Genomic DNA, 26,616 nt, shown 5'->3' with positions numbered 1-26,616 from the left:
GCACGCCAGCCAGCCTGATTTAGGAGAAAGTCCATGAAATTGCCGATTTACCTTGATTACTCAGCGACCACCCCGGTTGATCCGCGTGTCGCGCAAAAGATGAGCGAATGCCTGCTGGTTGACGGAAACTTCGGCAACCCGGCCTCCCGTTCCCACGTGTTCGGCTGGAAAGCCGAGGAAGCGGTCGAGAATGCTCGTCGCCAGGTGGCTGACCTGGTGGGCGCCGACCCACGCGAAATTGTCTGGACCTCTGGTGCTACCGAGTCCGACAACCTGGCAATCAAGGGCGCGGCGCATTTCTACGCGACCAAAGGCAAACACCTGATCACCACCAAGATTGAGCACAAGGCTGTCCTCGACACCATGCGCCAACTGGAGCGTGAAGGTTTTGAGGTCACCTACCTCGAGCCAACCACCGACGGCATCGTCACCCCGGCCATGATCGAAGCCGCGCTGCGTGAAGACACCATCCTGGTTTCCGTGATCCACGTGAACAACGAAATCGGCACCATCAACGACATCGCGGCCATCGGCGAGCTGACCCGTTCCAAGGGCATCCTGCTGCATGTCGACGCGGCTCAGTCCACCGGCAAGGTCGACATCGACCTGTCGAAACTGAAAGTCGACCTGATGTCGTTCTCCGCCCACAAGACTTACGGTCCTAAAGGTATCGGCGCGCTGTACGTGAGCCGCAAGCCTCGCGTGCGTATCGAAGCCACCATGCACGGCGGCGGTCACGAGCGCGGCATGCGTTCCGGCACCCTGGCGACCCACCAGATCGTCGGCATGGGGGAGGCCTTCCGTGTAGCCAAAGAAGACATGGCTGCCGAAAACGTGCGCATCAAGGCTTTGAGCGATCGCTTCTACAAGCAGGTCGAGAACCTTGAAGAGCTGTACATCAACGGCAGCATGACCGCCCGTGTACCGCACAACCTGAATTTGAGCTTCAACTACGTCGAAGGCGAGTCGCTGATCATGGCGCTCAAGGACCTGGCGGTTTCGTCCGGTTCGGCCTGCACCTCGGCCTCGCTTGAGCCTTCGTACGTGCTGCGCGCCCTGGGCCGCAACGACGAACTGGCACACAGCTCGATCCGCTTTACGTTCGGCCGTTTCACCACCGAAGAGCAAGTCGACTACGCCGCGCAGAAAGTCTGCGAAGCCGTCAACAAGCTGCGCGTTCTGTCGCCGCTGTGGGACATGTACAAAGACGGTGTCGACATTTCCAAGATCGAGTGGGCGGCACACTAAATATAGAAGCCGCCACCCAAGCTCTGTAGGAACGTGGCGGAAAACGCAGGCGTTTTTACAGGGTTCCAGAGCGGCCCTGATGAGTGAGGATTCAGTACCATGGCTTACAGCGAAAAGGTCATCGACCACTACGAAAACCCGCGCAACGTCGGCAAGATGAACGCGGAAGACCCTGATGTCGGCACTGGCATGGTCGGCGCTCCGGCGTGCGGCGACGTTATGCGCCTGCAGATCAAGGTCAACGACGCTGGCGTTATCGAAGACGCCAAGTTCAAGACCTACGGCTGCGGTTCCGCCATTGCCTCAAGCTCCCTCGCGACCGAGTGGATGAAAGGCAAGACCCTGGATGAGGCTGTCACCATCAGCAACACCCAGCTGGCCGAAGAACTGGCCCTGCCGCCAGTGAAAATTCACTGCTCCGTACTCGCAGAAGACGCCATCAAGGCGGCCGTTCGCGACTACAAGCAGAAGAAAGGCTTGATCTAAGCATTTGGCGACGAGTAAGGAGTCAACGATGGCTATCAGCATGACAGAAGCGGCTGCGCAGCACATTCGCCGCTCCCTGAATGGGCGCGGTAAAGGTGAGGGGATTCGTCTGGGTGTTCGCACCACGGGCTGTTCCGGCCTTGCCTACGTGCTGGAGTTTGTCGACGAGGTGGTCGAAGAGGATCAGGTGTTCGAAAGTCACGGCGAGAAAGTGATCATCGACCCTAAAAGCCTTACCTACCTGGACGGCACCGAGCTCGATTTCGTCAAGGAAGGGTTGAACGAAGGCTTCAAGTTCAACAACCCAAACGTACGCGGTGAATGTGGCTGCGGCGAAAGCTTCAACATCTGAGGCTATCTGTGGGTACTCCTTGTCATTTCGCTTTATTCGAGCTGCAGCCGAGCTTTCGGCTGGACCTCGAGCAGCTTGCCACGCGCTACCGAGAATTGGCGCGTGGCGTGCATCCGGACCGCTTCGCTGACGCTTCCGAGCGTGAGCAACGCCTGGCGCTGGAGAAGTCGGCCAGCCTCAATGAAGCCTATCAGACGCTTAAAAGCCCCCCGAAACGCGCGCGTTACCTGCTCGCGATGAACGGTGGCGAGTTGCCGATTGAAGTCACGGTGCACGACCCGGACTTCCTGATGCAGCAGATGCAGTGGCGCGAAGAACTCGAAGACTTGCAGGACGAAGCCGATGTGGCCGGTGTCGCAGTCTTCAAGCGCCGTCTGAAAATGGCCCAGGATGAGCTCAACGAAAGCTTCGCAGCCTGTTGGGATGATGCAGCGCAACGTGAACAGGCCGAACGCCTGATGCGGCGCATGCAGTTCCTCGACAAGCTCACCTACGAAGTGCGCCAGCTAGAAGAGCGCCTCGACGATTAACCCAGTGCTGCCCGTGCACGCCTGATAGACAGATAAGACCTGATTACCATGGCCCTACTGCAGATCGCCGAACCCGGCCAAAGCCCTCAACCGCACCAGCGTCGCCTGGCGGTCGGGATTGACCTGGGCACCACCAATTCCCTGGTCGCCGCCTTGCGCAGCGGCCTGTCCGAGCCGCTGCCCGACGCCGATGGCCAGGTTATCCTGCCGTCGGCCGTGCGCTATCACGCTGACCATATTGAAGTTGGTGAGTCGGCCAAGCTGGCGGCGTCCTCCGATCCTCTGAACACCGTGCTGTCGGTCAAGCGCTTGATGGGTCGTGGTCTGTCCGACGTCAAGCAATTGGGTGACCAGCTGCCGTATCGCTTTGTCGGCGGCGAATCGCATATGCCATTCATCGACACCGTCCAGGGCCCCAAAAGCCCGGTGGAAGTGTCGGCCGATATCCTCAAGGTGCTGCGCCAGCGCGCGGAAACCACCTTGGGCGGCGAACTGGTCGGCGCGGTGATTACCGTGCCTGCGTATTTTGACGATGCTCAGCGCCAAGCAACCAAGGACGCGGCGAAACTCGCCGGTCTGAACGTGCTTCGCCTGCTCAATGAGCCGACGGCGGCCGCTGTGGCCTATGGGCTGGATCAGCACGCCGAAGGCCTGGTTGCGATTTACGACCTGGGCGGCGGCACCTTTGATATTTCGATCCTGCGCCTGACCGGCGGTGTGTTCGAGGTGCTGGCCACCGGTGGCGATACCGCCCTGGGCGGCGATGACTTCGATCACGCCATTGCCGGCTGGATCATCACCAGCGCCGGTTTGTCTGCCGACCTGGACCCGGGCGAGCAGCGGCATTTGCTGCAAACCGCCTGTGCGGCCAAGGAAGCGCTGACTGACGCCAACTCTGTCGATGTTTCCTACGGTTCCTGGTCGGCTCAGTTGACGCGCGAAGCCTTCGACGCGCTGATCGAGCCAATGGTCGCTCGCAGCCTTAAAGCCTGTCGCCGTGCTGTGCGGGATTCCGGCGTTGAGCTGGAAGACGTGGCTGCCGTGGTCATGGTCGGCGGTTCGACCCGTGTGCCGCGTGTGCGCGAAGCCGTTGCTGAAGCATTTGGTCGCCAGCCGCTGACTGAAATCGATCCGGATCAAGTCGTCGCCATCGGTGCTGCAATCCAGGCCGATACCCTGGCCGGCAACAAGCGCGACGGTGGCGAATTGCTGCTGCTCGACGTGATCCCGTTGTCCCTGGGGCTGGAAACCATGGGCGGCCTGATGGAGAAGGTGATTCCACGCAACACCACCATCCCCGTTGCCCGCGCCCAGGACTTCACCACCTATAAAGATGGCCAGACGGCCATGATGATTCATGTGCTGCAAGGTGAGCGCGAGCTGATCAGCGACTGCCGTTCCCTGGCGCGCTTTGAATTGCGCGGCATTCCGGCGATGGTGGCCGGTGCAGCGAAAATCCGCGTGACCTTCCAGGTTGACGCCGATGGTCTGCTCAGCGTGGCTGCGCGTGAGCTGGGCTCAGGCGTAGAAGCCAGCATCCAGGTCAAGCCGTCCTACGGCCTGACCGACGGCGAAATCGCCAAAATGCTCAAGGACTCGTTCCAGTACGCCGGTGACGACAAAGTCGCCCGTGTACTGCGTGAACAGCAAGTCGATGCGCAGCGCCTGCTTGAGGCCGTGCAAGGCGCTCTCGATGCCGATGGCGAGCGCCTGTTGGACGCCGAAGAGCGCATGGTCATCGACCTGCAGATGCAGGAGCTGGCCGAACTGATGAAAGGCAACGATGGTTACGCCATCGAGCAGCAGACCAAGCGCCTGTCGCAAGTGACTGATGCCTTTGCCGCCCGCCGCATGGATCAGACGGTGAAAGCCGCACTGGCCGGGCGCAACCTGAATGAAATCGAGGAATAATTAATGCCGCAGGTCATTTTTCTGCCACACGCCGAGCATTGCCCGGACGGTATGGTCGTGGAGGCTGAGACCGGCAAGTCCATCCTCGAAGTTGCCCATGACAACCACATCGAGATCGAGAGTGCCTGCGGCGGTGTTTGCGCTTGCACCACCTGCCACTGCGTGATTCGCGAGGGTTTCAACTCGCTTGAAGAGGCGGATGAGCTGGAAGAAGACTTTCTGGACCGCGCGTGGGGCCTTGAAGCGACTTCTCGCCTAAGCTGTCAGGCAAAGGTTGGGACTGAAGACATCACCGTCGAAATTCCGAAGTATTCCCTCAACCATGCGGCCGAAGCACCGCATTGATTCAAGGAAATGTCATGAGCCTGAAATGGGTTGATGTACAAGAAATCGCTATACAACTTGCTGAAGCCCACCCAGAGGTCAATCCTCTGACGGTCAACTTCGTCAAGCTGCGCAATCTGGTGATGGAGCTGCCGGACTTTGACGACATCCCCGACCGTGGTGGCGAAAAGGTTCTGGAGGCGATTCAAGGCCTGTGGATCGAAGAAGCAGACTGAGCCGCCTTATTACGCAGTTAGGCAATACCCAATAACCCGCGTATAATTCGCGGGTTTAATTTTTCGTAAATTACCGTTTCTGGAGTTACACCATGGCTGTTCAACGTACTTTCTCCATCATCAAGCCTGACGCTGTTGCAAAAAACGTCATCGGCGAGATCACCACTCGTTTCGAAAAAGCCGGCCTGAAGGTTGTAGCTTCGAAACTCAAGCAACTGTCCAAAGCTGAAGCTGAAGGCTTCTACGCTGAGCACAGCGCTCGTGGTTTCTTCGGCGACCTGGTTGCCTTCATGATCTCCGGTCCTGTTGTTGTTCAGGTTCTGGAAGGCGAAAACGCTATCGCTCTGAACCGTGAGCTGATGGGCGCTACCAACCCTAAAGAAGCTGCTGCCGGCACCATCCGTGCTGACTTCGCTGAGTCCATCGACGCCAACGCTGTTCACGGTTCGGACTCCGAAGCCGCTGCTGCTCGCGAAATCTCGTACTTTTTCGCTGCTACTGAAGTAACCGCTCGCTAAGCATCGGCTTAAAGAGTGAGGGTGAATCCATGACTACATCGACTGTTAAAACCAACCTGCTGGGTCTGACTCAGCCGGAAATGGAGAAATTCTTCGACTCAATCGGGGAGAAGCGTTTCCGTGCCGGTCAGGTAATGAAGTGGATTCACCACTTTGGCGTCGACGATTTCGACGCCATGACGAACGTCAGCAAGGCCCTGCGCGACAAGCTCAAGGCCATTGCTGAGGTCCGTGGTCCCGAAGTGGTCAGCGAGGACATCTCCAGCGACGGCACCCGTAAGTGGGTGGTGCGCGTGGCGTCCGGCAGCTGCGTCGAGACCGTCTACATTCCCCAGGGCAAGCGCGGCACGTTGTGCGTTTCGTCCCAGGCAGGCTGTGCCCTGGACTGCAGTTTCTGCTCCACCGGCAAGCAAGGCTTCAATAGCAACCTCACTGCCGCCGAAGTCATCGGCCAGGTGTGGATTGCCAACAAATCCTTTGGCAGCGTCCCGGCAACCGTCGACCGTGCCATCACCAACGTGGTGATGATGGGCATGGGTGAGCCGCTGCTGAACTTCGACAACGTTATTGCGGCCATGCATTTGATGATGGACGACCTGGGCTACGGCATTTCCAAGCGCCGTGTGACCCTGTCGACCTCGGGCGTGGTGCCGATGATCGATGAGCTGGCCAAGCACATCGACGTCTCCCTGGCGTTGTCGCTGCACGCACCCAATGACGCATTGCGTAACCAATTGGTGCCGATCAACAAGAAGTATCCGCTTAAGATGCTGCTCGAATCTTGCCAGCGTTACATGGCGACCTTGGGCGAGAAGCGTGTGCTGACCATTGAGTACACCATGCTCAAGGACATCAACGACAAGGTTGAGCACGCCGTCGAGATGATCGAGTTGCTCAAGAACACCCCGTGCAAGATCAACCTGATTCCGTTTAACCCGTTTCCACATTCTGGCTACGAGCGGCCGAGCAACAATGCTATCCGCCGTTTCCAGGATCAACTGCACCAGGCCGGCTACAACGTCACCGTACGCACCACTCGTGGTGAAGACATCGACGCCGCCTGTGGCCAATTGGTAGGGCAGGTGATGGACCGCACCCGCCGTAGCGAACGTTATATCGCCGTGCGCGAACTTAACGCCGCCGAAGATTTGCCGCAAATTGCTGTGAATCGAATCTGAGAGAGGATCTCTATGCCCTTGCGCCTTGCGCTGCTTTTGCTAGTTACCGGCCTCGCGGCCGGTTGTGTTTCATCGGGCCATGACAGCCCTTTGCAGACGGGTAAAGGCCGTGACGAGGCGCGAGTTGCCTATGTGCAACTGGGTTTGGGTTATTTGCGACAAGGCATGAGCGAGCAGGCCAAGGTACCGTTGAAAAAGGCCCTCGAGCTGGACAGCGACGATGCCGACGCGAATGCCGCGCTGGCTTTGGTGTTCCAGGCCCAGGCCGAGCCTGAGTTGGCCGATCAATATTTCCACAAGGCCTTGTCTTCGCGTCCTGCCGACCCTCGGCTGCTGAACAATTACGGCAGCTTCCTGTTCGAGCAGAAACGTTATGACCAGGCTTCCCGTTATTTCCAACAAGCCGCTGCTGACGCCCTCTACCCGGAGCGGTCGCGGGTGTTCGAGAACCTTGGGGTCACCTCGATGCGCCTCGGCCAGCGCGACAGCGCGCGCCAGCAGCTGGAAAAAGCCCTGCATTTGAACAGTCGTCAGCCACGCGCGTTGCTCGAAATGGCTGAGTTGTCTTACGAAGACAGGCATTATGTGCCGGCACGTGACTATTACGAGCGTTTTAGCCTGCTCAGCGGGCAAAATGCACGTAGTCTATTGCTCGGTGTGCGGCTGGCGACGGTTCATGATGAACGCGACACCGCCGCACGTTTTGGCCAGCAACTCGAACGACTCTATCCCGGTACGCCGGAATATCAGCAATACCTGTCGGAGCAATGATGAAAGCGGCGCACCCGGAAGTTGTAGCAGCTAATCGCGTAAACCCAGGCGAGACCTTGCGTCAGGCCCGCGAAAGCAATGGCTGGTCGCTGGCAGAAGTGGCCCTCAAGCTCAATTTGACCACGACTTCCCTGGGCAACCTGGAAGCCGGCGCGTTCGACAAGCTGCCTGGGCATACCTTCGCCCGCGGCTATATCCGCGCTTATGCCAAGTTGCTGGGCATTGACCAGACCGTGCTGGTCCAGGAATTCGACCAATTTACCGGCACCGACTCTCAGGGCAGCAATGTGCATGGCCTGGGTCGCATCGAAGAGCCGGTGCGGGTTTCCCACACGATTTTGCGAATTGTCAGCCTGTTGCTGCTGATTGCCGTGATCGGCGGCGGTTTCGTCTGGTGGCAAGACCAGACCTCCCAGCGCAGCAAGGACCTGACCAGCAACGCCATGGAGCACGTCGAAGTCGAAAGCGCCGACGGTACCACCCAGATTCACCCGCTGGACGAGCCGGAAGACCAGGCCGTTGCCGAAGGGCAAGCCGCGCCAGAAGCACCGGCCACCGCCGAGCAGCCCGCGCCGGAAGCGGGTACTGCAGCGTCGACTGCTGCCGTGCCGACTCCAGCCGTACCGGCGGCCCCGGCCGCGCCAACTGCCCAGGCCCATACCCCAGCAGCTGCCACACAGGCTCCAGCGACCACCGCTTCAACTGCACCGGCAGCGCCGACCGTTGCGCCTGCTGCGCCTGCGTTGGTCGCTGGCGACGGGCATATCCAGATTACCTTCGTCGCTGACTGCTGGACGCAAGTCACCGATGGCAACGGCAAAGTGCTGTTCAGCGGTTTGAAGCGTAAGGGAGATACGCTTGACCAAGGCGGCAAGCCTCCTTTGACGCTGCGTCTGGGCTTTGCCCGTGGCGCGCAAGTGGCCTACAACGGCCAGCCTGTGGACGTAGCGCCGTTCACCAGTGGCGAGACCGCTCGCCTCAAGTTGGGACAATAGTCATGCACGGCGAATCTCCAATCAAACGTCGCGTATCGCGCAAGATCTGGGTCGGCTCAGTGCCGGTGGGTGGCGACGCCCCCATCGCGGTACAGAGCATGACCAACAGCGACACCAATGATGTCGCCGCCACCGTCGCCCAGATCAACCGTCTGGAAGCCGCCGGCGTAGACATCGTGCGGGTTTCCGTGCCGGACATGGATGCTGCCGAAGCCTTCGGCCGCATCAAGCAGCTGGTCAAGGTGCCGCTGGTTGCCGACATTCACTTCGATTACAAAATCGCCTTGCGTGTTGCCGAATTGGGCGTCGATTGCCTGCGCATCAACCCGGGCAACATCGGTCGCGAAGACCGTGTGCGCGCAGTGGTGGATGCTGCCCGTGATCGCGGGATCCCGATCCGCATCGGCGTCAACGCCGGCTCCCTGGAAAAAGACCTGCAAAAGAAATACGGCGAACCGACCCCGGCCGCGCTGGTTGAGTCGGCGCTGCGCCACGTTGAACACCTTGAACGCCTGAATTTCCAGGACTTCAAGGTCAGCGTAAAGGCTTCCGACGTGTTCATGGCGGTAGAAGCCTACCGCCTGCTGGCTAAGGAAATCGTGCAGCCGCTGCACCTGGGTATCACTGAAGCGGGCGGTTTGCGCTCAGGCACAGTGAAATCTGCGGTGGGTCTCGGTATGCTGCTCGCCGAAGGGATTGGCGATACTATCCGCATCTCCCTGGCGGCGGACCCGGTAGAGGAAGTGAAGGTCGGTTACGACATTCTCAAATCCCTGCATTTGCGTTCCCGTGGCATCAACTTCATTGCCTGCCCGAGCTGCTCGCGGCAGAACTTCGACGTGGTGAAAACCATGAACGAACTGGAAGGGCGCCTTGAAGACTTGCTGGTGCCGCTGGATGTTGCGGTGATTGGCTGTGTGGTTAACGGCCCGGGTGAAGCCAAAGAGGCGCACATCGGCCTGACTGGCGGTACACCGAACCTGATTTACATCGACGGCAAGCCGTCGCAGAAGTTGACGAATGACAATCTGGTGGATGAGCTCGAAAGACTGATCCGCGAGAAAGCGGCCGAGAAGGTCGCGGCTGACGCAGCGCTGATCGCGCGCGGCTAAGAACGAATTTAAGGATTAGATGTGAGCAAGTCTCTGCAAGCCATTCGTGGCATGAACGACATCCTGCCGGAGCAGACGCCGTTGTGGCGCTACTTCGAGAGCACGGTCGCGCGCCTGCTGGATAACTACGGTTACAAGCAGATCCGCATGCCGATCGTCGAATTCACCGAGCTGTTCAAGCGCTCCATCGGTGAAGTGACCGACATCGTCGAAAAAGAGATGTACACCTTTGAAGACCGCAACGGCGACTCCCTGACCCTGCGTCCGGAAGGCACCGCTGCGTGCGTGCGCGCCGTGCTCGAGCATGGCATCACGGGTGGCGGCCAGACCCAGAAGCTGTGGTACATCGGCCCGATGTTCCGCCACGAGCGCCCGCAGAAAGGTCGTTACCGCCAGTTCCACCAGATCGGCTGCGAAGTCTTCAACCTGGATGGCCCGGACATCGACGCCGAGCTGATCGTGCTGACCTGGCGCCTGTGGGGCCAACTGGGTATCCGCGACGCGGTCAAACTTGAACTCAACAGTCTGGGCACCAGCGAATCCCGGGGCCGCTATCGCGAAGCCCTGGTCGAGTACCTGTCCGCTCACCTGGACAAGTTGGATGAAGACAGCCAGCGCCGTCTGAAAACCAACCCGTTGCGTGTACTGGATACCAAGAACGCCGACACCCAGGCCGTACTGGTCGATGCGCCGAAAATGGCCGACTACCTGGACGACGAATCGCGCACGCATTTCGAGGGCCTCAAGGCTCGTCTGGATGCGGCCGGTATTCCCTACGTGATCAACCCGAAACTGGTGCGCGGCCTCGATTACTACAGCAAGACCGTCTTCGAGTGGGTCACCGACAAACTCGGCGCCCAGGGCACCGTGTGTGCCGGTGGTCGCTACGACGGCCTGGTTGAGCAAATGGGCGGCAAGCCGACCACGGGCGTGGGCTTTGCCATGGGCATCGAGCGGCTGATCCTGCTGCTCGAAACCCTGGAGCAGGTTCCGGAAGAAATTTCCCGTCAGGTGGACGTGTACCTGTGCGCCTTTGGCGAGGCCGCCGAACTGGCAGCCCTGGCCCTGAGCGAGAAAGTACGCGACCAACTGCCGAACCTGCGCCTGCAGGTCAATGCCGGCGCAGGCAGCTTCAAGAGCCAGTTCAAGAAGGCCGACAAGAGCGGTGCGCTGTATGCACTGATCCTCGGCGATGACGAACTGGCCCAGCAAGTGATAGGTTTCAAACCCCTGCGTGGCCAGGGCGAGCAACAGAACATTGCCTTTGATGCGCTTGCTGCGCACTTGGCCACCTGCGTCGTGCAGGGTTGAAGCTGTCGAACAGCCGAATTTAGCGATTAAGGAGTATTGGGGTGTCGAGTACTGATGATGAGCAGATGGCCGAGTTCAAGGACTGGTGGCAGCGTAACGGCAAGCCCCTGGTTACCGGCGGTCTGCTGGCTTTAGTGGTGGTGTTCGGCTGGCAAGCCTGGCACAAGTATCAGGCCAACCAGTCCCAAGGCGCCTCGGTCCTCTATCAGCAATTGCTGGAAACCACGCTCACGCCGGACGGCAAGCCTGATCCTGCCCAGGTAGCAGGCCTGGCCGGCAAGCTCAAAAGCGAATTCGGCGGTAGCACCTACGCCCAATACGGCAGCCTGTTCGTCGCGAAAGTCGCGGTCGACACTGGCAAGCTGGATGACGCCGCGACCGAGCTGAAGGCCATCGCCGACAAGCCGACCAACCCGACCCTGGGTGAAATCGCACGTCAGCGCCTGGCACAGGTATTGGCGGCACAGAACAAGGCTGACGAAGCACTCAAACTGCTCGACGGCGATGCTGACAAGGCATTTGTGGCCACTCGTGAAGAGCTCAAGGGCGACCTGTTGGTCCAATTGGGTCGTACCGACGAAGCCCATGCTGCGTACCAAAAAGCCAAGGCGGCGCTGTCTGATGAAGCGGCAGTCGGTGGCTTACAAATCAAGCTGGACGACTTGGCCAAAGGGGATGCGTGACGTGATCCGTTGGAAACATGCAGCATTGCTGGCTCTGGCCGTTCTGGCCGCGGGTTGCAGCAGCAACAGTAAAAAAGAACTGCCTCCGGCCGAGCTGACCAGCTTCAAGGAAGAAGTGGTCCTGCAAAAGCAGTGGAGCCGCTCCGTCGGTGATGGCCAGGGCGACCTGTACAACCTGCTGCAGCCGGCAATCGACGGTGAAAACATTGTGGCCACTGACTCCACTGGCGTGATCATGGCCATGGATCGCATGAATGGCGACCTGAAGTGGAAGAAAGACCTCGAGCTGCCGGTTTCCGGTGGCGTGGGTGTCGGCTACGGCATGGTGCTGGTCGGTACGCTCAAAGGCGACGTGGTTGCTCTGGACTCGGCGACGGGCGAAGAGAAATGGCGCGCTCGCGTGACCAGTGAAGTGCTCGCAGCGCCTGCCACCAACGGCGATGTCGTGGTGGTGCAGACCCAGGATGACCGTGTGATTGGCCTGGACGCCGCCACCGGCAACCAGCGTTGGTTGTACGACAGCACCCCTGCGGTGTTGACCCTGCGCGGTACCAGTGGTCCGATTGTGACCAACAACCTGGCCGTTGCAGGCCTGTCGACCGGTAAAGTGGTCGCCCTGGATACCCAGAACGGCGTGCCGGCCTGGGAAACCCGCGTGGCAATCCCTCAAGGTCGTTCCGAACTGGATCGCGTGGTGGACATCGACGGCGGCTTGCTGCTGTCGGGTGAAACCATCTATGTGGCTACCTACCAGGGCCGCGTTGCTGCGCTGGACCTGCAAAGCGGCCGCATCAACTGGCAGCGTGATGCTTCCAGCTATGCCGGTGTCGCCCAAGGGTTTGGCAGCGTCTACGTAAGCCTGGCGTCCGGCACCGTTGAAAGTGTCGACGAGCGCTCCACCACTGCACTGTGGAGCAACGACTCTCTGGCTCGCCGTCAACTGTCGGCCCCGGAAGTGTTCTCCAGCTACGTAGCGGTAGGTGACTTCGAAGGTTACCTGCATCTGCTGAGCCAGGTGGACGGTCGTTTTGTCGGCCGCGAGCGTATCGACAGCGACGGCCTGCGTGCCCGTCCGCTGGTCGTGGGTAACATGCTTTACGTGTATGGCAACAGCGGCAAGCTGGAAGCCCTGACCATCAAGTAAGAACTATGCTTGGGGTAAAACCCAGGCGGCCCCGCTTCGGCGGGGCATGCGGCATTTGAATATGCTGCCCCGAGCACCAGCCGCTGCCTTGCAGCGGCTTTTGTATTTTCTGAAATAACGAAGTGGAGAGCCGCATGGTTCCCGTAATCGCCCTGGTGGGCCGACCTAACGTCGGCAAGTCCACCTTGTTCAACCGCCTGACCAGGACTCGCGACGCCATTGTCGGCGACTTGTCCGGTCTGACCCGTGATCGCCAATACGGTGAGGCAAAGTGGCAAGGGCGCTCCTACATTATTGTCGACACCGGCGGTATCTCCGGTGACGAGCATGGCATGGACGAAAAGATGGCCGAGCAGTCGCTGCTCGCTATCGAAGAAGCCGATGTCGTGTTGTTCCTGGTGGACGCCCGCGCGGGCTACACCGCTGCCGACCAGATGATTGGCGAGCACCTGCGCAAGCGCAACAAGCGTTCCTATTTGATCGCCAACAAGATCGATAACATCGATCCTGAGGCGGCCCGTGCCGAGTTCAGCCCGATGGGCCTGGGCGACGCGATCCCGGTCGCCGGTGCTCACGGTCGCGGTATCACCCAAATGCTGGAAATCGCCCTGCGCGACTTCCCTAAGGATGACGCCGAGGAAGAAGAGGGCGAGGAAGAGATCGTCGCCGAAGGTGAGGAAGCCAAGCGCATTCCTGGCCCGAGCGAAAAAGACGGTATCAAGATCGCCATCATCGGCCGCCCGAACGTTGGCAAGTCGACCCTGGTTAACCGCATGCTCGGTGAAGACCGGGTAATCGTTTATGACCAGCCCGGCACCACCCGCGACAGTATCTACATCCCGTTCGAGCGTAACGACGAGAAGTACACGCTGATCGACACCGCCGGTGTGCGCAAGCGCGGCAAGATCCACGAGGAAGTTGAAAAGTTCTCGGTGGTCAAAACCCTGCAGGCGATCAAAGACGCCAACGTGGTGATCTTCGTGATGGACGCCCGCGAAGGCGTGGTGGACCACGACCTCAACTTGCTGGGCTTTGCCCTGGAAGCCGGTCGCGCCCTGGTGATCGCGATCAACAAGTGGGACGGCATGACGCCGAGCGAGCGCGATTTCGTCAAGATCGAACTGCAGCGTCGCCTGTTCTTTGTTGAGTTCGCCGATATCCACTTCATCTCGGCACTTCACGGCACTGGCGTGGGTAACCTCTACGCGTCCGTACAGAACTCGTTCAAGTCCGCGGTCACCCGCTGGCCGACCAACCGCCTGACCCAGATCCTGGAAGACGCGGTTGGCGAGCACGCGCCGCCGATGGTCAACAACCGCCGGATCAAACTGCGTTACGCCCACTTGGGTGGTGCCAACCCGCCGATTATCGTGATCCACGGTAACCAGATCGAGAAGGTGCCTAAGTCCTATGTGCGTTACCTGGAAAACACCTACCGCCGTGTCTTGAAACTGGTCGGTACGCCGATCCGTATCGAGTTCAAAGGTGGCGAGAACCCATACGAAGGCAACAAGAACACACTGACTGACCGTCAGGTGAACAAGAAGCGTCGTTTGATGACTCACCACAAGAAGGCCGACAAGAAGCGCCGCGACAAGAAATAAGCGCCGCTTCACGTTGTCCGCTACACGCTGCAAGAGAGGGCTCTTTTTGAGCCCTTTTTTGTGCCTGGTGGATTGCTGGCTTGACCTGCTTGCAGCTTGCAGCTTAAAACTTGCAGCTCACCCGAAGGGGGCTCCCATGATCACCAGCAAGCTGCCGAATGTCGGTACGACCATTTTCACCACCATGTCGCAACTCGCTGCCGAGACCGGCGCGCTCAACCTGTCCCAGGGCTTTCCCGATTTCAATGGCCCCAAGGCGTTGCTCGATGCGGTGGGCCAGCACGTTGCCAGCGGGCATAACCAGTATTCACCGATGACCGGCCTGCCGGCCCTGCGCCAGCAAGTGGCGGCCAAGATCGCCCGCAGCTACGGCGCTACGGTTAATCCCGACAGTGAAGTGACCATTACTCCCGGTGCCACTGCCGCGATTTTCTGTGCGATTCAGGCGGTGATCCGCAACGGCGATGAAGTCATCGTGTTCGACCCCTGCTACGACAGCTACGAGCCCTCGGTCGAGCTGGCTGGCGGTCGCTGCGTGCATGTGCAGCTGAGCCTGCAGGGCTTCTCCCTGGACTTTGAAAAGATCAAGGCCGCGCTGTCGCCGCGCACACGCATGATCATCCTCAACACCCCGCACAACCCGACCGGCGCACTGATCAGCCGCGCCGAGCTCGACCAGTTGGCCGAATTGGTCCGCGACCGCGATATCTATCTGGTCAGCGATGAGGTCTATGAACACTTGGTGTTCGACGGCGTGCCCCATGTCAGCGTGTTGGCCCATGAAGAACTGTATCAGCGTGCGTTCGTGGTCAGCTCCTTCGGCAAGACTTACCACGTCACCGGCTGGAAAACCGGCTACGTGGTCGCGCCACCGGCGCTGACCGCTGAACTGCGCAAGGTGCATCAATATGTCAACTTCTGCGGCGTGACCCCTTTGCAGTATGCTTTGGCGGACTTCATGGCCGGACACCCGGAACATGTCGAAGAGTTGCCAGCTTTCTACCAGGCCAAGCGCGACCTGTTCTGCGACTTGCTGGCGCCGTCGCGCTTCAGCTTCACCCGGGTGACCGGTACTTACTTCCAATTGGTGGATTACTCACAGATTCGCCCGGACCTGGATGACGTCGCCATGTCGCTATGGATGACCCGCGAGCACGGCGTGGCGACGATCCCGGTCTCGGTGTTCTACCAGAACCCACCCCAAAGCCAGCGCCTGGTGCGCCTGTGCTTTGCCAAACGCGAGGAGACGCTGCAACAAGCAGCCGAAAAACTATGCGTGATCTGAGTGCATTACCCAACCTGAACATCGCCCTGGTGCAGACCAGTCTGGTGTGGCATGACCGTCAGGCCAACCTGGAACATTTCGAGCTGTTGCTGGAGCAGGCCAAAGGGGCCGATCTGATTGTGCTGCCGGAAATGTTTACCACCGGGTTTTCAATGGAGTCGGAAACCCTGGCTGAACGGGAAAACGGCCCGACCCATCATTGGCTCCAGGCCCAGGCGGCGAAGTACAACGCCGTGATCACTGGCAGTGTGATTATCCAGGCCGCCGATGGCAGCCATCGCAACCGCCTGCTGTGGGCGCGGCCGGACGGCGAGGTGTTGCACTACGACAAGCGCCACTTGTTCCGGATGGCGGGCGAGCACGACCACTACACGCCAGGCGAGCGTCAGGTGCAGTTCGAATTGAAGGGTTGGCGTATTCGGCCGTTGATTTGCTATGACTTGCGCTTTCCGGTGTGGAGCCGTGATGCTCAGGACACAGACTTGCTGCTGTACACCGCCAATTGGCCGGGTGCACGGCGCCTGCACTGGAACCGTTTGCTGCCAGCGCGCGCGATCGAAAACCTGTGCTACGTGGCGGCGGTGAATCGGGTGGGCACGGATGGGAAGGGCTTTGCCTACACCGGAGACAGTCAGGTGCTGGATTTTCAGGGCGAGACCTTGCTGAGTGCAGGGGAGGCGGATGGCGTGTTTCAGGTGTGCCTGGAGGCGGCGGAGCTGGCGGCGTATCGCGAAAAATTTCCGGCGAACCTTGACGCAGATAGGTTTGAGTTTGTCTGAAAGACCGCTTTCGCGAGCAAGCCCGCTCCCACATTTGGAGCGCATTCCCCCTGTAGGAGCGGGCTTGCCCGCGAAGAGGTCATCAGCATCACCACAGATCTAAAGTAAAAAGGCCCCTGAGTGCTCACCCAGGGGCCTTTTGCATTCCTGCGACGCGGCTTACGCCGCTTTCGCTTCCTGCTGGCTCAACGAGCGGTTCAGCGCACTGAACAGCGCCTTGAAGCTGGCTGTGGTGATGTTTTCATCAATGCCCACGCCATGCACCGGACGCTCGCCGTTCACACGCAGCTCAATGTAGGCCGCTGCCTTGGCGTTAGTGCCTGCACCGATGGCATGTTCGTTGTAGTCCATGATCTCTACACCAATCGGCAAGCCTGCCACCAACGCTTCCAAGGCGCCGTTGCCTTTGCCTTTCCAGTGCAGGTTGGTTTCGCCCTGGCCTTTGCCCGAGACTTCCACTTCGACAAAGCTGTTGCCGTTTTCTTCCTGCAGACGATGGCTGACCAGCGCGTACGGCGTGTTGGCTTGCAGGTATTCACGCTGCAGCAAGGCGTAGATCTGTGGCGCGGTCATCTCAAGACCCACGCGGTCGGTTTCAGCCTGGACCACCTGGCTGAATTCGATCTGCATGCGGCGCGGCAAGCTGATGTCGTATTCCTGCTCCAGCAGGTAGGCGATGCCGCCTTTGCCCGACTGGCTGTTCACACGAATCACCGCTTCGTAGCTGCGGCCAATGTCGGCAGGGTCGATCGGCAAGTACGGCACTTCCCACAGCGCGTCGGCCTTCTGCTGGGTGAAGCCCTTGCGGATCGCGTCCTGGTGGGAGCCGGAGAACGCGGTGTGCACCAGGTCGCCAACGTACGGGTGGCGTGGGTGCACCTGGATCTGGTTGCATTCCTCGACGACTTTGCGCACGCCGTCGATGTCGGAGAAGTCCAGTTGTGGGTCGAGACCCTGGGTGTACATATTCAGTGCCACGGTGACGAGGTCGACGTTACCGGTGCGCTCGCCGTTGCCGAACAGGCAGCCTTCGACACGGTCGGCGCCAGCCATCAGGCCCAGCTCGGTGGCGGCTACGCCGGTGCCGCGGTCGTTGTGGGTGTGCAGGCTGATGATCACGCTGTCGCGGCGGTTGATATGACGACCGAACCACTCGATCTGGTCGGCATAGATGTTCGGCGTTGCGCACTCAACGGTGGCGGGCAGGTTGAGGATCATCTTGTGCTCAGGCGTCGGGTTCCACACCTCGATCACCGCGTCACACACTTCCTTGGCGAACTCCAGCTCAGTGGCGCTGAAGGTTTCCGGGGAGTATTCGAAGGTCCACTGGGTTTCCGGCTGCTGGGCGGCGTATTTGACGAACAGCTTGGCGGCGTTGACCGCGATGGCCTTGATGCCGTCCTTGTCCTGGTTGAACACGATGCGGCGGAAGGACGGCGAAGTGGCGTTGTACAAGTGCACGATGGCCTTTTTGGCGCCGCGCAGGGATTCGAAGGTGCGTGCGATCAAGTCTTCACGGCCCTGGGTCAGCACCTGGATGGTGGTGTCCTCGGGGATATGGTTGTCTTCGATCAGGGTGCGCACGAAGTCAAAGTCGGTTTGCGAGGCAGCCGGGAACGAGGCTTCGATTTCCTTCACGCCCACCGCAACCAGGGTCTTCCAGAAACGCAGTTTTTTCGCGGCGTCCATCGGTTCGATCAGCGACTGGTTGCCATCACGCAAGTCGGAACTGCACCAGATCGGCGCTTCGGTGATGGTTTTCGACGGCCAGGTGCGGTCCGGGATATCGATGGTCGGGAACGCACGGTACTTCGAAGACGGGTCTTTGAGCATGCTCATCGGGAAATCCTTTGTTGTAGGGGCCGAGAAAAGGCGGCCTGCCGTAGAACTGTTTTTAGGGATAAAGCAAGAAGACGAGGCAGATCGATTCAGCCTGGCAGTCGTGCGCTGACGAGGCACAGGCTGCGGTGCTGGCGGAGCTGAATGAGGGTGTGAGAGGTTTTCATAAGCTCAACCCTAACCGCCGGGGTGAAAGATGGCAAGCTGTCGAGAAAAATTGAGATAAGTTCTGCTATTGGCGTGGGAAACGAGATCTTATGGCGTGGAATGAGTTGCAGGCTATTTTTAATTGCGCGCCCTTGATCGGGCGCGCAATCGCTTCATTCAGGGCTGGAACGCGCCGATGAAGATCGCCGGGTCGACCCGTGCATCGTTGAGGCTGATGTTCCAATGCATGTGCGGCCCGGTCGCGCGGCCCGTCGAGCCGACCTTGCCCACCACCGCGCCTCGCGCCAGTTGGTCGCCCACCTTCACATCGATCTTCGACATATGGCAGAACATGCTGATAAAGCCCTGGCCATGGTCGACAAAGACGGTGTTGCCGTTGAAGAAGTAGTTGCCGGTGAGGATGACTTTACCGGCCGCCGGGGTCTTGATCGGCGTGCCGGCACCGACGGCGAAGTCGAGGCCCGAATGCGGGTTGCGCTCCTCGCCGTTAAAGAACCGGCGTACGCCAAACTTGCTCGACAGCGGCCCGTTCACGGGTTTATCCAATAGCAGGTTGCTGGGCGTGTTCGGACTGAAACTGCGGTAAGCCTTGAGCTGGACCGCCAGTTCGCCCTCGATGCGCTTGAGCTGTGCCGGGTCCGGATTGACCTGGCTTTTGTTTTTCAGGGTGATGTGCTGCTCGGGGTATTTCTTGAAGCCCACCACGAACGGCAGGGTTTGCCCACCGCTGGTGAGGCGTTGGGTGCCAGGTTTAACCGTCAGAGGAATCCCGACAATTGCCAGCCAGGTGTTCTGTTCCTTGACCACTAACACCGGCCTGTTCTGGTAGGTGGCTTTCGGCGCGGTTGCCGACGTACCCAGATCGACCACTGCGACGCCACCCGGCACCGGCTTGTTCAGCAGCCGAGTGATGTAGCTGTCGGCGTGGGCATTGAAGGTGAGGCACAACAGCATCAGCAGGCTAAATAGACGGGGCATCAATCAGTCCAATAACGAAAGGGTGACGGGCGTCAGGTGGTTATCTTCCACCCGCACCTGCAATTGGCCTTCACCGAGGCGCGCGGTCAGGCGTTGGCCGGTGTGGGTTTGCGCGGCGTTGCGGATCGCCTGGCCACGCTCGTCCAGCAAAATGCTGTAGCCACGGCCCAGGGTCGCCAGTGGGCTGACCACTTGCAGCGTCTGCACCTGGCTTTGCAGTTGCAAGCGACGCGCCTTGAGGCCTTCGCGCATGGCGCGCGGCAGGCGTTCGGCGAGGCTGTCCAGGCGCTGGCGCAGCAGGGCCAGCTGACGGCCGGGGTGCTGGCCGGCGAGGCGGGTTTCCAGGCGGATCAGGCGTTCGCGGCGGGTATTGAGGCTGCGTTCGAAGGCGCGGCGCATGCGCATGTCCAGGTCATCCAGGCGCTGGGCCTGTTGGCGCAGACGTTCGCCGGGGTGACGCAGGCGACGGGCCATGCCTTCCAGGCGCAGGCGCTCATGACTCAGGCGATTGCGCATCAGCATCACCAGGCGGCGGTGCAGGTTTTCGACCTGGCGCACCAAATGGCTGGCATCGGGGGCGAGCAATTCGGCGGCGGCGGAGGGCGTGGGCGCGCGCACGTCGGCCACGAAGTCGCAGATCGACACATCGGTTTCATGGCCGACGGCGCTGACAATCGGCGTCACGCACGCGTCCACCGCACGCGCCACGGCTTCTTCGTTGAAGCACCACAGATCTTCCAGAGAGCCGCCGCCGCGAGCGAGGATCAACGCGTCAAAGCCGCGCGCGTCGGCCAGCTTGAGGGCGCGCACAATCTGCGACACGGCCTCGCGACCTTGCACGGCCGTCGGGATCAGCGTCAATTCAACGTTTGGCGCGCGGCGGCCGAACACGCTGATGATGTCGCGGATCACCGCGCCTGTGGGCGAACTGATGATGCCAATGCGCCGAGGGTGCGCCGGCAGCGGCACCTTGCGTTCGGCACTGAACAGGCCTTCGGCGCTGAGCTTTTCCTTCAACGCATCAAAGGCCAGGCGCAGCGCGCCATCACCGGCGGGCTCTACCGTGTCGAGGATCAATTGATAGTCGCCACGGCCCTCGAACAGCGAGACCTTGCCGCGCACTTTGACCGCCAAGCCATCCTTCAAGGCCTGGCGCACCCGTGCGGCGTTGTTGCGAAACAACGCGCAACGCACTTGGGCGCCGCTGTCCTTGAGGGTGAAATACACATGGCCGGACGCCGGGCGGGCGAGGTTGGAGATCTCGCCTTCGACCCAGATATTGGTGAACACGTCTTCGAGCAACACCCGCGCGCGGCCGTTGAGCTGGCTGACAGTCAGGACTTCGCGGTCCAGGCCCAGACGGGCAAAAGGATCTTTAATCATGGGCGGCAGTTTATAGGCATTCGCGCAAGGTTTGGCAGAATTGCTCGACCAGCGCGCTCGGCGTCTGCGCGCAGGCCAGGGCCACGGTGCTGAGGCAGTCCGGATCAGCCAGGGGCAAAAAGTGCAGGTTGGCGGGTGCGATGTCTTGCATGGATTTTGGTAACAAGGCAATTCCGAAGCCAGCCTGGATCAGTTGCAGCTGCGTGGTTTTGCGTGACATCACCCGTGCAGCCTTGGGGAAAAATCCTGCACGCATGCAGAGTTCGGCTGACAGATAACTCAGGCCTCCGCGCTGAGGATGGGGGATCGAGATAAACACTTCGTCCTTGAGCTGTTCCAGTTCGACAGGTGCATTGCTGCGGGCCAGCGCGTGGTCAGGCGGCACAGCCAGCACCAGCTGTTCGCTGTACAAGGGCACCACCCGGAGACCTTCGCGTTGGCGCAACACCGGCAAGCGCAACAGCCCGACTTCAAGCCGACCTTCGGCGATTTCTTCAAGTTGCGCCTCGGAGGACAATTTGACGATGTCCATCGACACGCCAGGGCAGCGCTCCAGCCAGGTGCTGATGGCTTTCAGCAAGTGCCCGCTCATCGGCACGGTGCTCGAGTGGCTCAGGCGCAACGTGCCCAGCTGGCCATTGCCCACCTGAGTGGCCATTTCGCTGGCCTTGAGCAACTCGCTCAGCAGGTTGCGCGCCCGTGGGTAAAAGGCTTCGCCGGCCGCCGTCAGCCGGGGTTGGCGCGCGGTGCGTTCGAACAGTGGCGTTTGCAGCTGGGTTTCCAGCTCCTTGATCTGTCGGCTCAGGGCCGACTGCGCCACAAACAGGCGTTCGGCGGCGGCGCTGAAGCTGCCGCTGTCGGCGATTTCGACGAAGTAGCGCAGTTGGCGAGTGGAAATCACGCGTCATGCCTTTTCGAGATGAGTGGAGGGCTTTGAAGATATTAGTCGCAACACTCGTCGATGGCTAAAGTGACCGTCATCTCTTTCAAGGAAGTGCCCATGAGCCCGGTTGAGCTGATGAGTCAGTGGTCGTTCAGTGGCGTTGATTGGCTGGTGATCGGCCTCGGCATTGTCATGGCCTACGTCGTGTTTGGTATCGCAGGCTTTGGTACGGCGCTGGTCGCGGGGCCGATCCTGATCGTGTTTATGCCGTTGTCGAAACTTATCCCGCTGCTGGTGTTGCTGGATTTTGTCGCGGCCTTTGGCAACCTGCTGCAATCGCGGCGGGAGGTGAACAAGCCGGAGCTGTTGCGATTGCTGCCGTGCATGGCCATCGGTTGCACGCTTGGGGTGGTGTTTTTGCTCAATCTGCATTCGGACCTGTTGCTGCTGTTGATGGGGCTGTTTATCAGCACCTATGCGATTTACAGCCTGGCGGTAAAGGCGCGGCCGACGCAGCTGGCGGCGGGCTGGTCGATTCCCATGGGCACGGTCGGCGGGTTGTTTGGTGCGTTGTTTGGCAGTGGCGGCTTTTTATATGCGATCTATCTGAACAGTCGTTTGCCCAAGGACGCGGCGCGGGCCACGCAAAGTGCGTTGATCAGTTGCAGCACCGTGGTGCGCTTGAGCCTGTTCCTGATTGCCGGGGTGTACGCGGACTGGCCGCTGTTGCTGTTGGCGCTGTGCCTGTTGCCGGCGATGGCCTTGGGGCTGTGGGTGGGGCGCAGGCTGACGATGCGTATGTCGCGTGAAGCCTTTGTGCGGTTGGTGACGTGGCTGGTGCTGGCGAGCGGCCTTGCGTTGATTGCCCGTTACTTGAGTACTTGACCTGTGGGTATCAGGGATTAAGCTGCCGGGCTCTGGGGTCTTAATCGCGGGCTTGCCCGCGATGGGGCCAGAAGCCACACCGCAGGACTCTCATGAACTCCCAAAGCATCCTTGTCCCGAAAATTTCCACCTTGCCCGTCCACGAACCCCGCGCGCGGGCAATCGTGCGCTGGCTGGTGCGCAAGAACATCATCAAGGAAGAGCTGACCACCTGTGGGCGCACCGGCAATCGCATGGGCTACGCCCTGGCCGACGGCGCCCGTGCCGTGGTGCTGCACCCGGAGGCGCTGCCGTTCAACGAGCCGATCAATGGCCTCGAGATTATCTACAAACGCTGCATCTACACGCCGGCCAAGGGCTTTCTCGAAGAAGCCGGCTGCCCTGAATGCCTCAAGGAAGTCGGCGAGGCACTCTTCGAAAGCCTGGAAGACTGGATGCCCGGCCACACCGACAACTTCACCTGCCCGCTGTGTGGGCATGAAGATGACATCAACGGGTTTCTGTTCCTGCAGGAATGCGGGTTTTCCAACCTGGGGTTCATTTTCAACAATTGGGCAGAGGCGGGTTTCAAGCAGAGCTTTATCGACGAATTTGCCGATTGGTTGGACCAGAAGATGAGCTGGGTCAAAGTCGAGCTTTAACCCTTCTATCAGTATTACCAAGTTTGTCAGAGTTTTACATTGAGCCTGACAGGGTGCATGTATATAATGGCGCGCTTCCATTTTCCCGCTCGGGAGCCCCCGCGATGCTGCGTATCAGCCAAGAAGCTCTGACATTCGACGACATTCTCCTAGTGCCCGGTTATTCCGAGGTACTTCCTAACGAAGTCAGTCTCAAGACCCGCCTAACCCGTGGCATCGAGCTGAATATTCCCCTGGTTTCTGCTGCCATGGACACCGTCACCGAAGCCCGTTTGGCAATCGCCATGGCTCAGGAAGGCGGCATCGGCATCATCCACAAGAACATGACCATCGAGCAGCAAGCTGCCGAAGTGCGCAAGGTCAAGCGTTACGAAGCCGGTGTGGTGAAAGATCCAATCACCATCGAAGCCGACGCCACCGTGCGTGACCTGTTCGACCTGACCCGCCTGCACAACATCTCCGGCGTTCCGGTGCTGCACGATGGCGACCTGGTCGGCATCGTCACGTCCCGCGACGTGCGTTTCGAGAACCGTCTTGAAGTCACCGTCCGCGAAGTGATGACGCCTAAAGAGCGCCTCGTGACTGTCAAGGAAGGCGCCGACAAGAACGATGTGCGCGAGCTGCTGCACAAGCACCGCATCGAACGCGTGCTGATCGTCGACGACAAATTCGCCCTCAAAGGCATGATGACCGTCAACGACATCGAAAAAGCCAAGGCTTACCCGCTGGCCAGCAAGGATGACCAAGGTCGTCTGCGCGTTGGCGCTGCGGTCGGCACCGGTAAAGACACCGGCGATCGCGTTTCGGCCCTGGTCGCTGCCGGCGTTGACGTGGTGGTGGTCGACACTGCCCACGGTCACTCCAAAGGCGTGATCGACCGCGTTCGCTGGGTCAAACAGAATTTCCCTGACGTGCAAGTGATCGGCGGCAACATTGCCACCGGCGCTGCCGCCAAGGCCCTGGCCGAAGCGGGCGCCGACGCCGTCAAGGTCGGCATCGGCCCGGGCTCGATCTGCACCACGCGTATCGTCGCCGGTGTGGGCGTGCCGCAAATCAGCGCCATCGCCAACGTCGCCGCTGCCCTTGAAGGCACCGGCGTACCGTTGATCGCCGACGGCGGCATCCGTTTCTCCGGTGACCTGTCCAAGGCCATCGTCGCCGGTGCTTCCTGCGTGATGATGGGCTCGATGTTTGCCGGTACTGAAGAAGCGCCGGGCGAGATCGAACTGTTTCAGGGTCGTTCGTACAAGGCTTACCGCGGCATGGGTTCGCTGGGCGCCATGTCCCAGGCGCAAGGCTCTTCTGATCGTTACTTCCAGGACTCCTCGGCAGGCGCCGAGAAGCTCGTACCGGAAGGCATCGAAGGCCGTGTGCCGTACAAAGGCACCCTGAGCGCGATCATCCATCAACTGATGGGCGGCCTGCGTTCCTCGATGGGCTACACCGGCAGCGCCGACATCGAAGAAATGCGCACCAAGCCTGAATTTGTACGGATCACCGGCGCCGGCATGGCTGAATCCCATGTCCACGACGTGCAGATCACCAAGGAAGCGCCAAACTACCGCGTAGGTTGAGGCTTCCAGCAAAATGTTAAGTAACCGGGGCTGTTTTATTCAGCCCCGAGTTGTTTCTGAATTACATAGACGAGACTGATCCTCATGGCCCTCGACATTCACGCCCACCGCATTCTGATCCTCGACTTCGGTTCCCAGTACACCCAGCTGATCGCCCGCCGCGTGCGCGAAATCGGTGTGTACTGCGAACTGCACCCGTTCGACATGGATGACGAAGCGATTCGCGAATTCGCCCCTAAGGGCGTCATCCTCGCCGGTGGCCCCGAGTCCGTGCACGAAGCCAACAGCCCGCGCTGCCCGCAAGCCGTATTCGACCTGGGCGTGCCCGTCTTCGGTATCTGCTACGGCATGCAGACCATGGCCGAGCAACTGGGCGGCAAGGTTGAAGGTTCCGAGCTGCGTGAATTCGGTTACGCCCGTGTTGATGTGGTCGGCAAGAGTCGCCTGCTGGACGGCATCGAAGACCACATCGACGCCGACGGCCTGTTCGGCCTCGACGTGTGGATGAGCCACGGTGACAAGGTCACCAAGATGCCGGAAGACTTCCACATCCTGGCCAGCACCCCGAGCTGCCCGATCGCCGGCATGTTCAACGACGAGCGCGGCTACTACGGCGTGCAGTTCCACCCGGAAGTGACCCACACCAAGCAAGGCGGTCGCATCCTGTCGCGCTTCATCCTCGACATCTGCGAGTGTGAAGCCCTGTGGACTCCGTCGAAAATCGCTGAAGACGCCATCGCCCAGGTTCGCGCCCAGGTCGGCACCGACAACGTGCTGCTCGGCCTGTCCGGCGGCGTTGACTCCTCGGTAGTTGCGGCTCTGTTGCACAAAGCCATCGGCGACCAGCTGACCTGCGTGTTCGTCGACAACGGCCTGCTGCGCCTGCACGAAGGCGAGCAAGTGATGGCCATGTTCGCCGAGAACATGGGCGTCAAGGTGATCCGCGCCAACGCGGAAGACCAGTTCCTGAACAACCTGGCCGGCGAGTCCGATCCAGAGAAGAAGCGCAAGATCATCGGCCGCACCTTTATCGACGTATTCGATGCCCAGTCCAACAAACTGGACAACATCAAGTACCTCGCCCAGGGCACCATCTACCCTGACGTGATCGAGTCGGCCGGCGCCAAGAGTGGCAAGGCCCACGTGATCAAGTCCCACCACAACGTGGGTGGCCTGCCTGAGGAAATGAACCTAAAGCTGGTAGAACCGCTGCGCGAGCTGTTCAAAGACGAAGTCCGCCGTCTGGGCCTGGAACTCGGCCTGCCGTACGACATGGTCTACCGCCACCCATTCCCAGGCCCGGGCCTGGGCGTGCGGATTCTTGGTGAAGTGAAGAAGGAATACGCCGACCTGCTGCGTCGCGCCGACCACATCTTCATCGAAGAACTGCGCAAAGCCGACTGGTACCACAAAGTCAGCCAGGCATTCGTGGTGTTCCAGCCGGTGAAATCGGTGGGCGTTGTGGGCGATGGCCGTCGTTATGCGTGGGTTGTTGCACTGCGTGCGGTGGAAACCATCGACTTCATGACCGCCCGTTGGGCACACCTGCCGTACGAACTGCTGGAGACTGTCAGCGGCCGTATCATCAATGAGATCGAAGGTATTTCGCGCGTGACGTATGACGTGTCGAGCAAGCCGCCGGCGACGATTGAGTGGGAATGAGCCCATAGCGAGGCATGAAAAAAACCGGCTTTTGCCGGTTTTTTCATGCCCGCGATAAGGGCTTATTCTTGCTCATTAAAGAGTCGCATTATGTGGGTGGTCCTGGCTTTTGTGCTCGTCGCGGCCATTCCCGTGA

26 protein-coding genes are annotated in these 26,616 nt (G+C 60.2%); 22 read left to right on the top strand and 4 right to left on the bottom strand.

Translation table 11 applies throughout. The features are described from left to right. Positions 1-33 precede the first annotated feature (33 nt). The 18 genes from ABWL43_RS24010 to ABWL43_RS23925 all read left to right on the top strand — a co-directional run bounded on the left by ABWL43_RS24010 (position 34) and on the right by ABWL43_RS23925 (position 16,467). Positions 34-1,248, top strand: coding sequence for an IscS subfamily cysteine desulfurase (locus ABWL43_RS24010; RefSeq protein ID WP_017530022.1), 1,215 nt, complete (start codon positions 34-36; stop codon positions 1,246-1,248). 99 nt (positions 1,249-1,347) lie between these two features. Then, entirely contained in the window at positions 1,348-1,734 is a 387-nt protein-coding gene (iscU, locus tag ABWL43_RS24005) for a Fe-S cluster assembly scaffold IscU (protein ID WP_003175965.1), read from the top strand. Between the two features lie 28 nt (positions 1,735-1,762). Beyond that, on the top strand, positions 1,763-2,086 hold the full coding sequence (iscA, locus tag ABWL43_RS24000) for an iron-sulfur cluster assembly protein IscA (protein WP_003209680.1): 324 nt from the start codon (positions 1,763-1,765) through the stop codon (positions 2,084-2,086). An 8-nt stretch (positions 2,087-2,094) separates the two neighbouring features. Further along, a complete protein-coding gene (gene hscB, locus ABWL43_RS23995; RefSeq protein WP_242199880.1) occupies positions 2,095-2,616 on the top strand; it encodes a co-chaperone HscB in 522 nt (173 codons plus the stop codon). Between the two features lie 48 nt (positions 2,617-2,664). Continuing rightward, entirely contained in the window at positions 2,665-4,527 is a 1,863-nt protein-coding gene (hscA, locus tag ABWL43_RS23990) for a Fe-S protein assembly chaperone HscA (RefSeq protein WP_404484793.1), read from the top strand. A 3-nt stretch (positions 4,528-4,530) separates the two neighbouring features. Next, complete coding sequence (gene fdx, locus ABWL43_RS23985; RefSeq protein ID WP_015885743.1) at positions 4,531-4,872, top strand: ISC system 2Fe-2S type ferredoxin; 342 nt, start codon at positions 4,531-4,533, stop codon at positions 4,870-4,872. A gap of 14 nt (positions 4,873-4,886) precedes the next feature. Further along, positions 4,887-5,087, top strand: a complete 201-nt coding sequence (gene iscX, locus ABWL43_RS23980) for a Fe-S cluster assembly protein IscX (RefSeq protein WP_003238461.1) — start codon at positions 4,887-4,889, stop codon at positions 5,085-5,087. Positions 5,088-5,179: 92 nt separating this feature from the next. After that, the gene (gene ndk, locus ABWL43_RS23975; protein ID WP_003175956.1) at positions 5,180-5,605 is read left to right on the top strand and encodes a nucleoside-diphosphate kinase; all 426 of its coding nucleotides are present in this window, start codon (positions 5,180-5,182) and stop codon (positions 5,603-5,605) included. A 29-nt stretch (positions 5,606-5,634) separates the two neighbouring features. Next, positions 5,635-6,783 (top strand): 23S rRNA (adenine(2503)-C(2))-methyltransferase RlmN, encoded by a 1,149-nt coding sequence (gene rlmN, locus ABWL43_RS23970; protein WP_005791178.1) that lies wholly within the window; start codon positions 5,635-5,637, stop codon positions 6,781-6,783. 12 nt (positions 6,784-6,795) lie between these two features. Beyond that, entirely contained in the window at positions 6,796-7,554 is a 759-nt protein-coding gene (gene pilW, locus ABWL43_RS23965; RefSeq protein WP_404484788.1) for a type IV pilus biogenesis/stability protein PilW, read from the top strand. Next, the gene (locus ABWL43_RS23960) at positions 7,554-8,549 is read left to right on the top strand and encodes a RodZ domain-containing protein (RefSeq protein WP_404484785.1); all 996 of its coding nucleotides are present in this window, start codon (positions 7,554-7,556) and stop codon (positions 8,547-8,549) included. Before pilW ends, ABWL43_RS23960 begins: the two co-directional genes overlap by 1 nt. A 2-nt stretch (positions 8,550-8,551) precedes the next feature. Beyond that, positions 8,552-9,661, top strand: coding sequence for a flavodoxin-dependent (E)-4-hydroxy-3-methylbut-2-enyl-diphosphate synthase (gene ispG, locus ABWL43_RS23955; RefSeq protein WP_025859271.1), 1,110 nt, complete (start codon positions 8,552-8,554; stop codon positions 9,659-9,661). A 21-nt stretch (positions 9,662-9,682) separates the two neighbouring features. Next, positions 9,683-10,972: a histidine--tRNA ligase gene (gene hisS / locus ABWL43_RS23950; protein ID WP_106578273.1), complete on the top strand. Its 1,290-nt coding sequence runs from the start codon at positions 9,683-9,685 to the stop codon at positions 10,970-10,972. A gap of 65 nt (positions 10,973-11,037) precedes the next feature. After that, positions 11,038-11,655 carry a tetratricopeptide repeat protein gene (locus ABWL43_RS23945; RefSeq protein WP_404488485.1) on the top strand — a complete coding sequence of 206 codons (618 nt, stop codon included), beginning with the start codon at positions 11,038-11,040 and terminating at the stop codon, positions 11,653-11,655. After that, positions 11,648-12,799 (top strand): outer membrane protein assembly factor BamB, encoded by a 1,152-nt coding sequence (gene bamB / locus ABWL43_RS23940; RefSeq protein ID WP_404484781.1) that lies wholly within the window; start codon positions 11,648-11,650, stop codon positions 12,797-12,799. The genes ABWL43_RS23945 and bamB overlap by 8 nt, the downstream gene beginning before the upstream one ends. A gap of 134 nt (positions 12,800-12,933) precedes the next feature. Further along, positions 12,934-14,403, top strand: a complete 1,470-nt coding sequence (gene der, locus ABWL43_RS23935; RefSeq protein ID WP_122489126.1) for a ribosome biogenesis GTPase Der — start codon at positions 12,934-12,936, stop codon at positions 14,401-14,403. A gap of 136 nt (positions 14,404-14,539) precedes the next feature. Beyond that, positions 14,540-15,688: a pyridoxal phosphate-dependent aminotransferase gene (locus ABWL43_RS23930; RefSeq protein ID WP_404484778.1), complete on the top strand. Its 1,149-nt coding sequence runs from the start codon at positions 14,540-14,542 to the stop codon at positions 15,686-15,688. Next, positions 15,676-16,467 carry an amidohydrolase gene (locus ABWL43_RS23925; RefSeq protein ID WP_145164189.1) on the top strand — a complete coding sequence of 264 codons (792 nt, stop codon included), beginning with the start codon at positions 15,676-15,678 and terminating at the stop codon, positions 16,465-16,467. The genes ABWL43_RS23930 and ABWL43_RS23925 overlap by 13 nt, the downstream gene beginning before the upstream one ends. A 159-nt stretch (positions 16,468-16,626) precedes the next feature. On the opposite strand, the gene leuA is transcribed toward ABWL43_RS23925, so the two are convergent. From leuA to ABWL43_RS23905, 4 genes are all read right to left on the bottom strand, one after another. Then, on the bottom strand, positions 16,627-18,306 hold the full coding sequence (leuA, locus tag ABWL43_RS23920) for a 2-isopropylmalate synthase (protein ID WP_083356880.1): 1,680 nt from the start codon (positions 18,304-18,306) through the stop codon (positions 16,627-16,629). 324 nt (positions 18,307-18,630) lie between these two features. Continuing rightward, positions 18,631-19,452 carry a peptidoglycan DD-metalloendopeptidase family protein gene (locus tag ABWL43_RS23915; RefSeq protein WP_145164186.1) on the bottom strand — a complete coding sequence of 274 codons (822 nt, stop codon included), beginning with the start codon at positions 19,450-19,452 and terminating at the stop codon, positions 18,631-18,633. 3 nt (positions 19,453-19,455) lie between these two features. Further along, a complete protein-coding gene (gene xseA / locus ABWL43_RS23910; RefSeq protein ID WP_106578280.1) occupies positions 19,456-20,835 on the bottom strand; it encodes an exodeoxyribonuclease VII large subunit in 1,380 nt (459 codons plus the stop codon). A 10-nt stretch (positions 20,836-20,845) separates the two neighbouring features. Then, positions 20,846-21,736 carry a LysR family transcriptional regulator gene (locus ABWL43_RS23905; RefSeq protein WP_404484773.1) on the bottom strand — a complete coding sequence of 297 codons (891 nt, stop codon included), beginning with the start codon at positions 21,734-21,736 and terminating at the stop codon, positions 20,846-20,848. Positions 21,737-21,835: 99 nt separating this feature from the next. Here ABWL43_RS23905 and ABWL43_RS23900 point away from each other — a divergent pair, with 99 nt between their 5' ends. The 4 genes from ABWL43_RS23900 (at position 21,836) to guaA (ending at position 26,480) form a co-directional block, all read left to right on the top strand. Continuing rightward, on the top strand, positions 21,836-22,603 hold the full coding sequence (locus tag ABWL43_RS23900; protein ID WP_404484770.1) for a sulfite exporter TauE/SafE family protein: 768 nt from the start codon (positions 21,836-21,838) through the stop codon (positions 22,601-22,603). Between the two features lie 92 nt (positions 22,604-22,695). Next, on the top strand, positions 22,696-23,244 hold the full coding sequence (locus tag ABWL43_RS23895; protein ID WP_025859262.1) for a hypothetical protein: 549 nt from the start codon (positions 22,696-22,698) through the stop codon (positions 23,242-23,244). A gap of 104 nt (positions 23,245-23,348) precedes the next feature. Further along, entirely contained in the window at positions 23,349-24,818 is a 1,470-nt protein-coding gene (gene guaB / locus ABWL43_RS23890; RefSeq protein ID WP_016977684.1) for an IMP dehydrogenase, read from the top strand. Positions 24,819-24,902: 84 nt separating this feature from the next. Beyond that, a complete protein-coding gene (gene guaA, locus ABWL43_RS23885) occupies positions 24,903-26,480 on the top strand; it encodes a glutamine-hydrolyzing GMP synthase (RefSeq protein ID WP_145164180.1) in 1,578 nt (525 codons plus the stop codon). The last annotated feature ends 136 nt before the right edge of the window (positions 26,481-26,616 follow it).

The sequence above is a fragment of the Pseudomonas sp. HT11 genome, from assembly GCF_044875395.1.
Taxonomy (GTDB): Bacteria; Pseudomonadota; Gammaproteobacteria; order Pseudomonadales; family Pseudomonadaceae; genus Aquipseudomonas.
The sequence above is the reverse complement of the archived record's forward strand: the minus strand, read 5'-3'. Positions and strand labels throughout refer to the sequence as shown.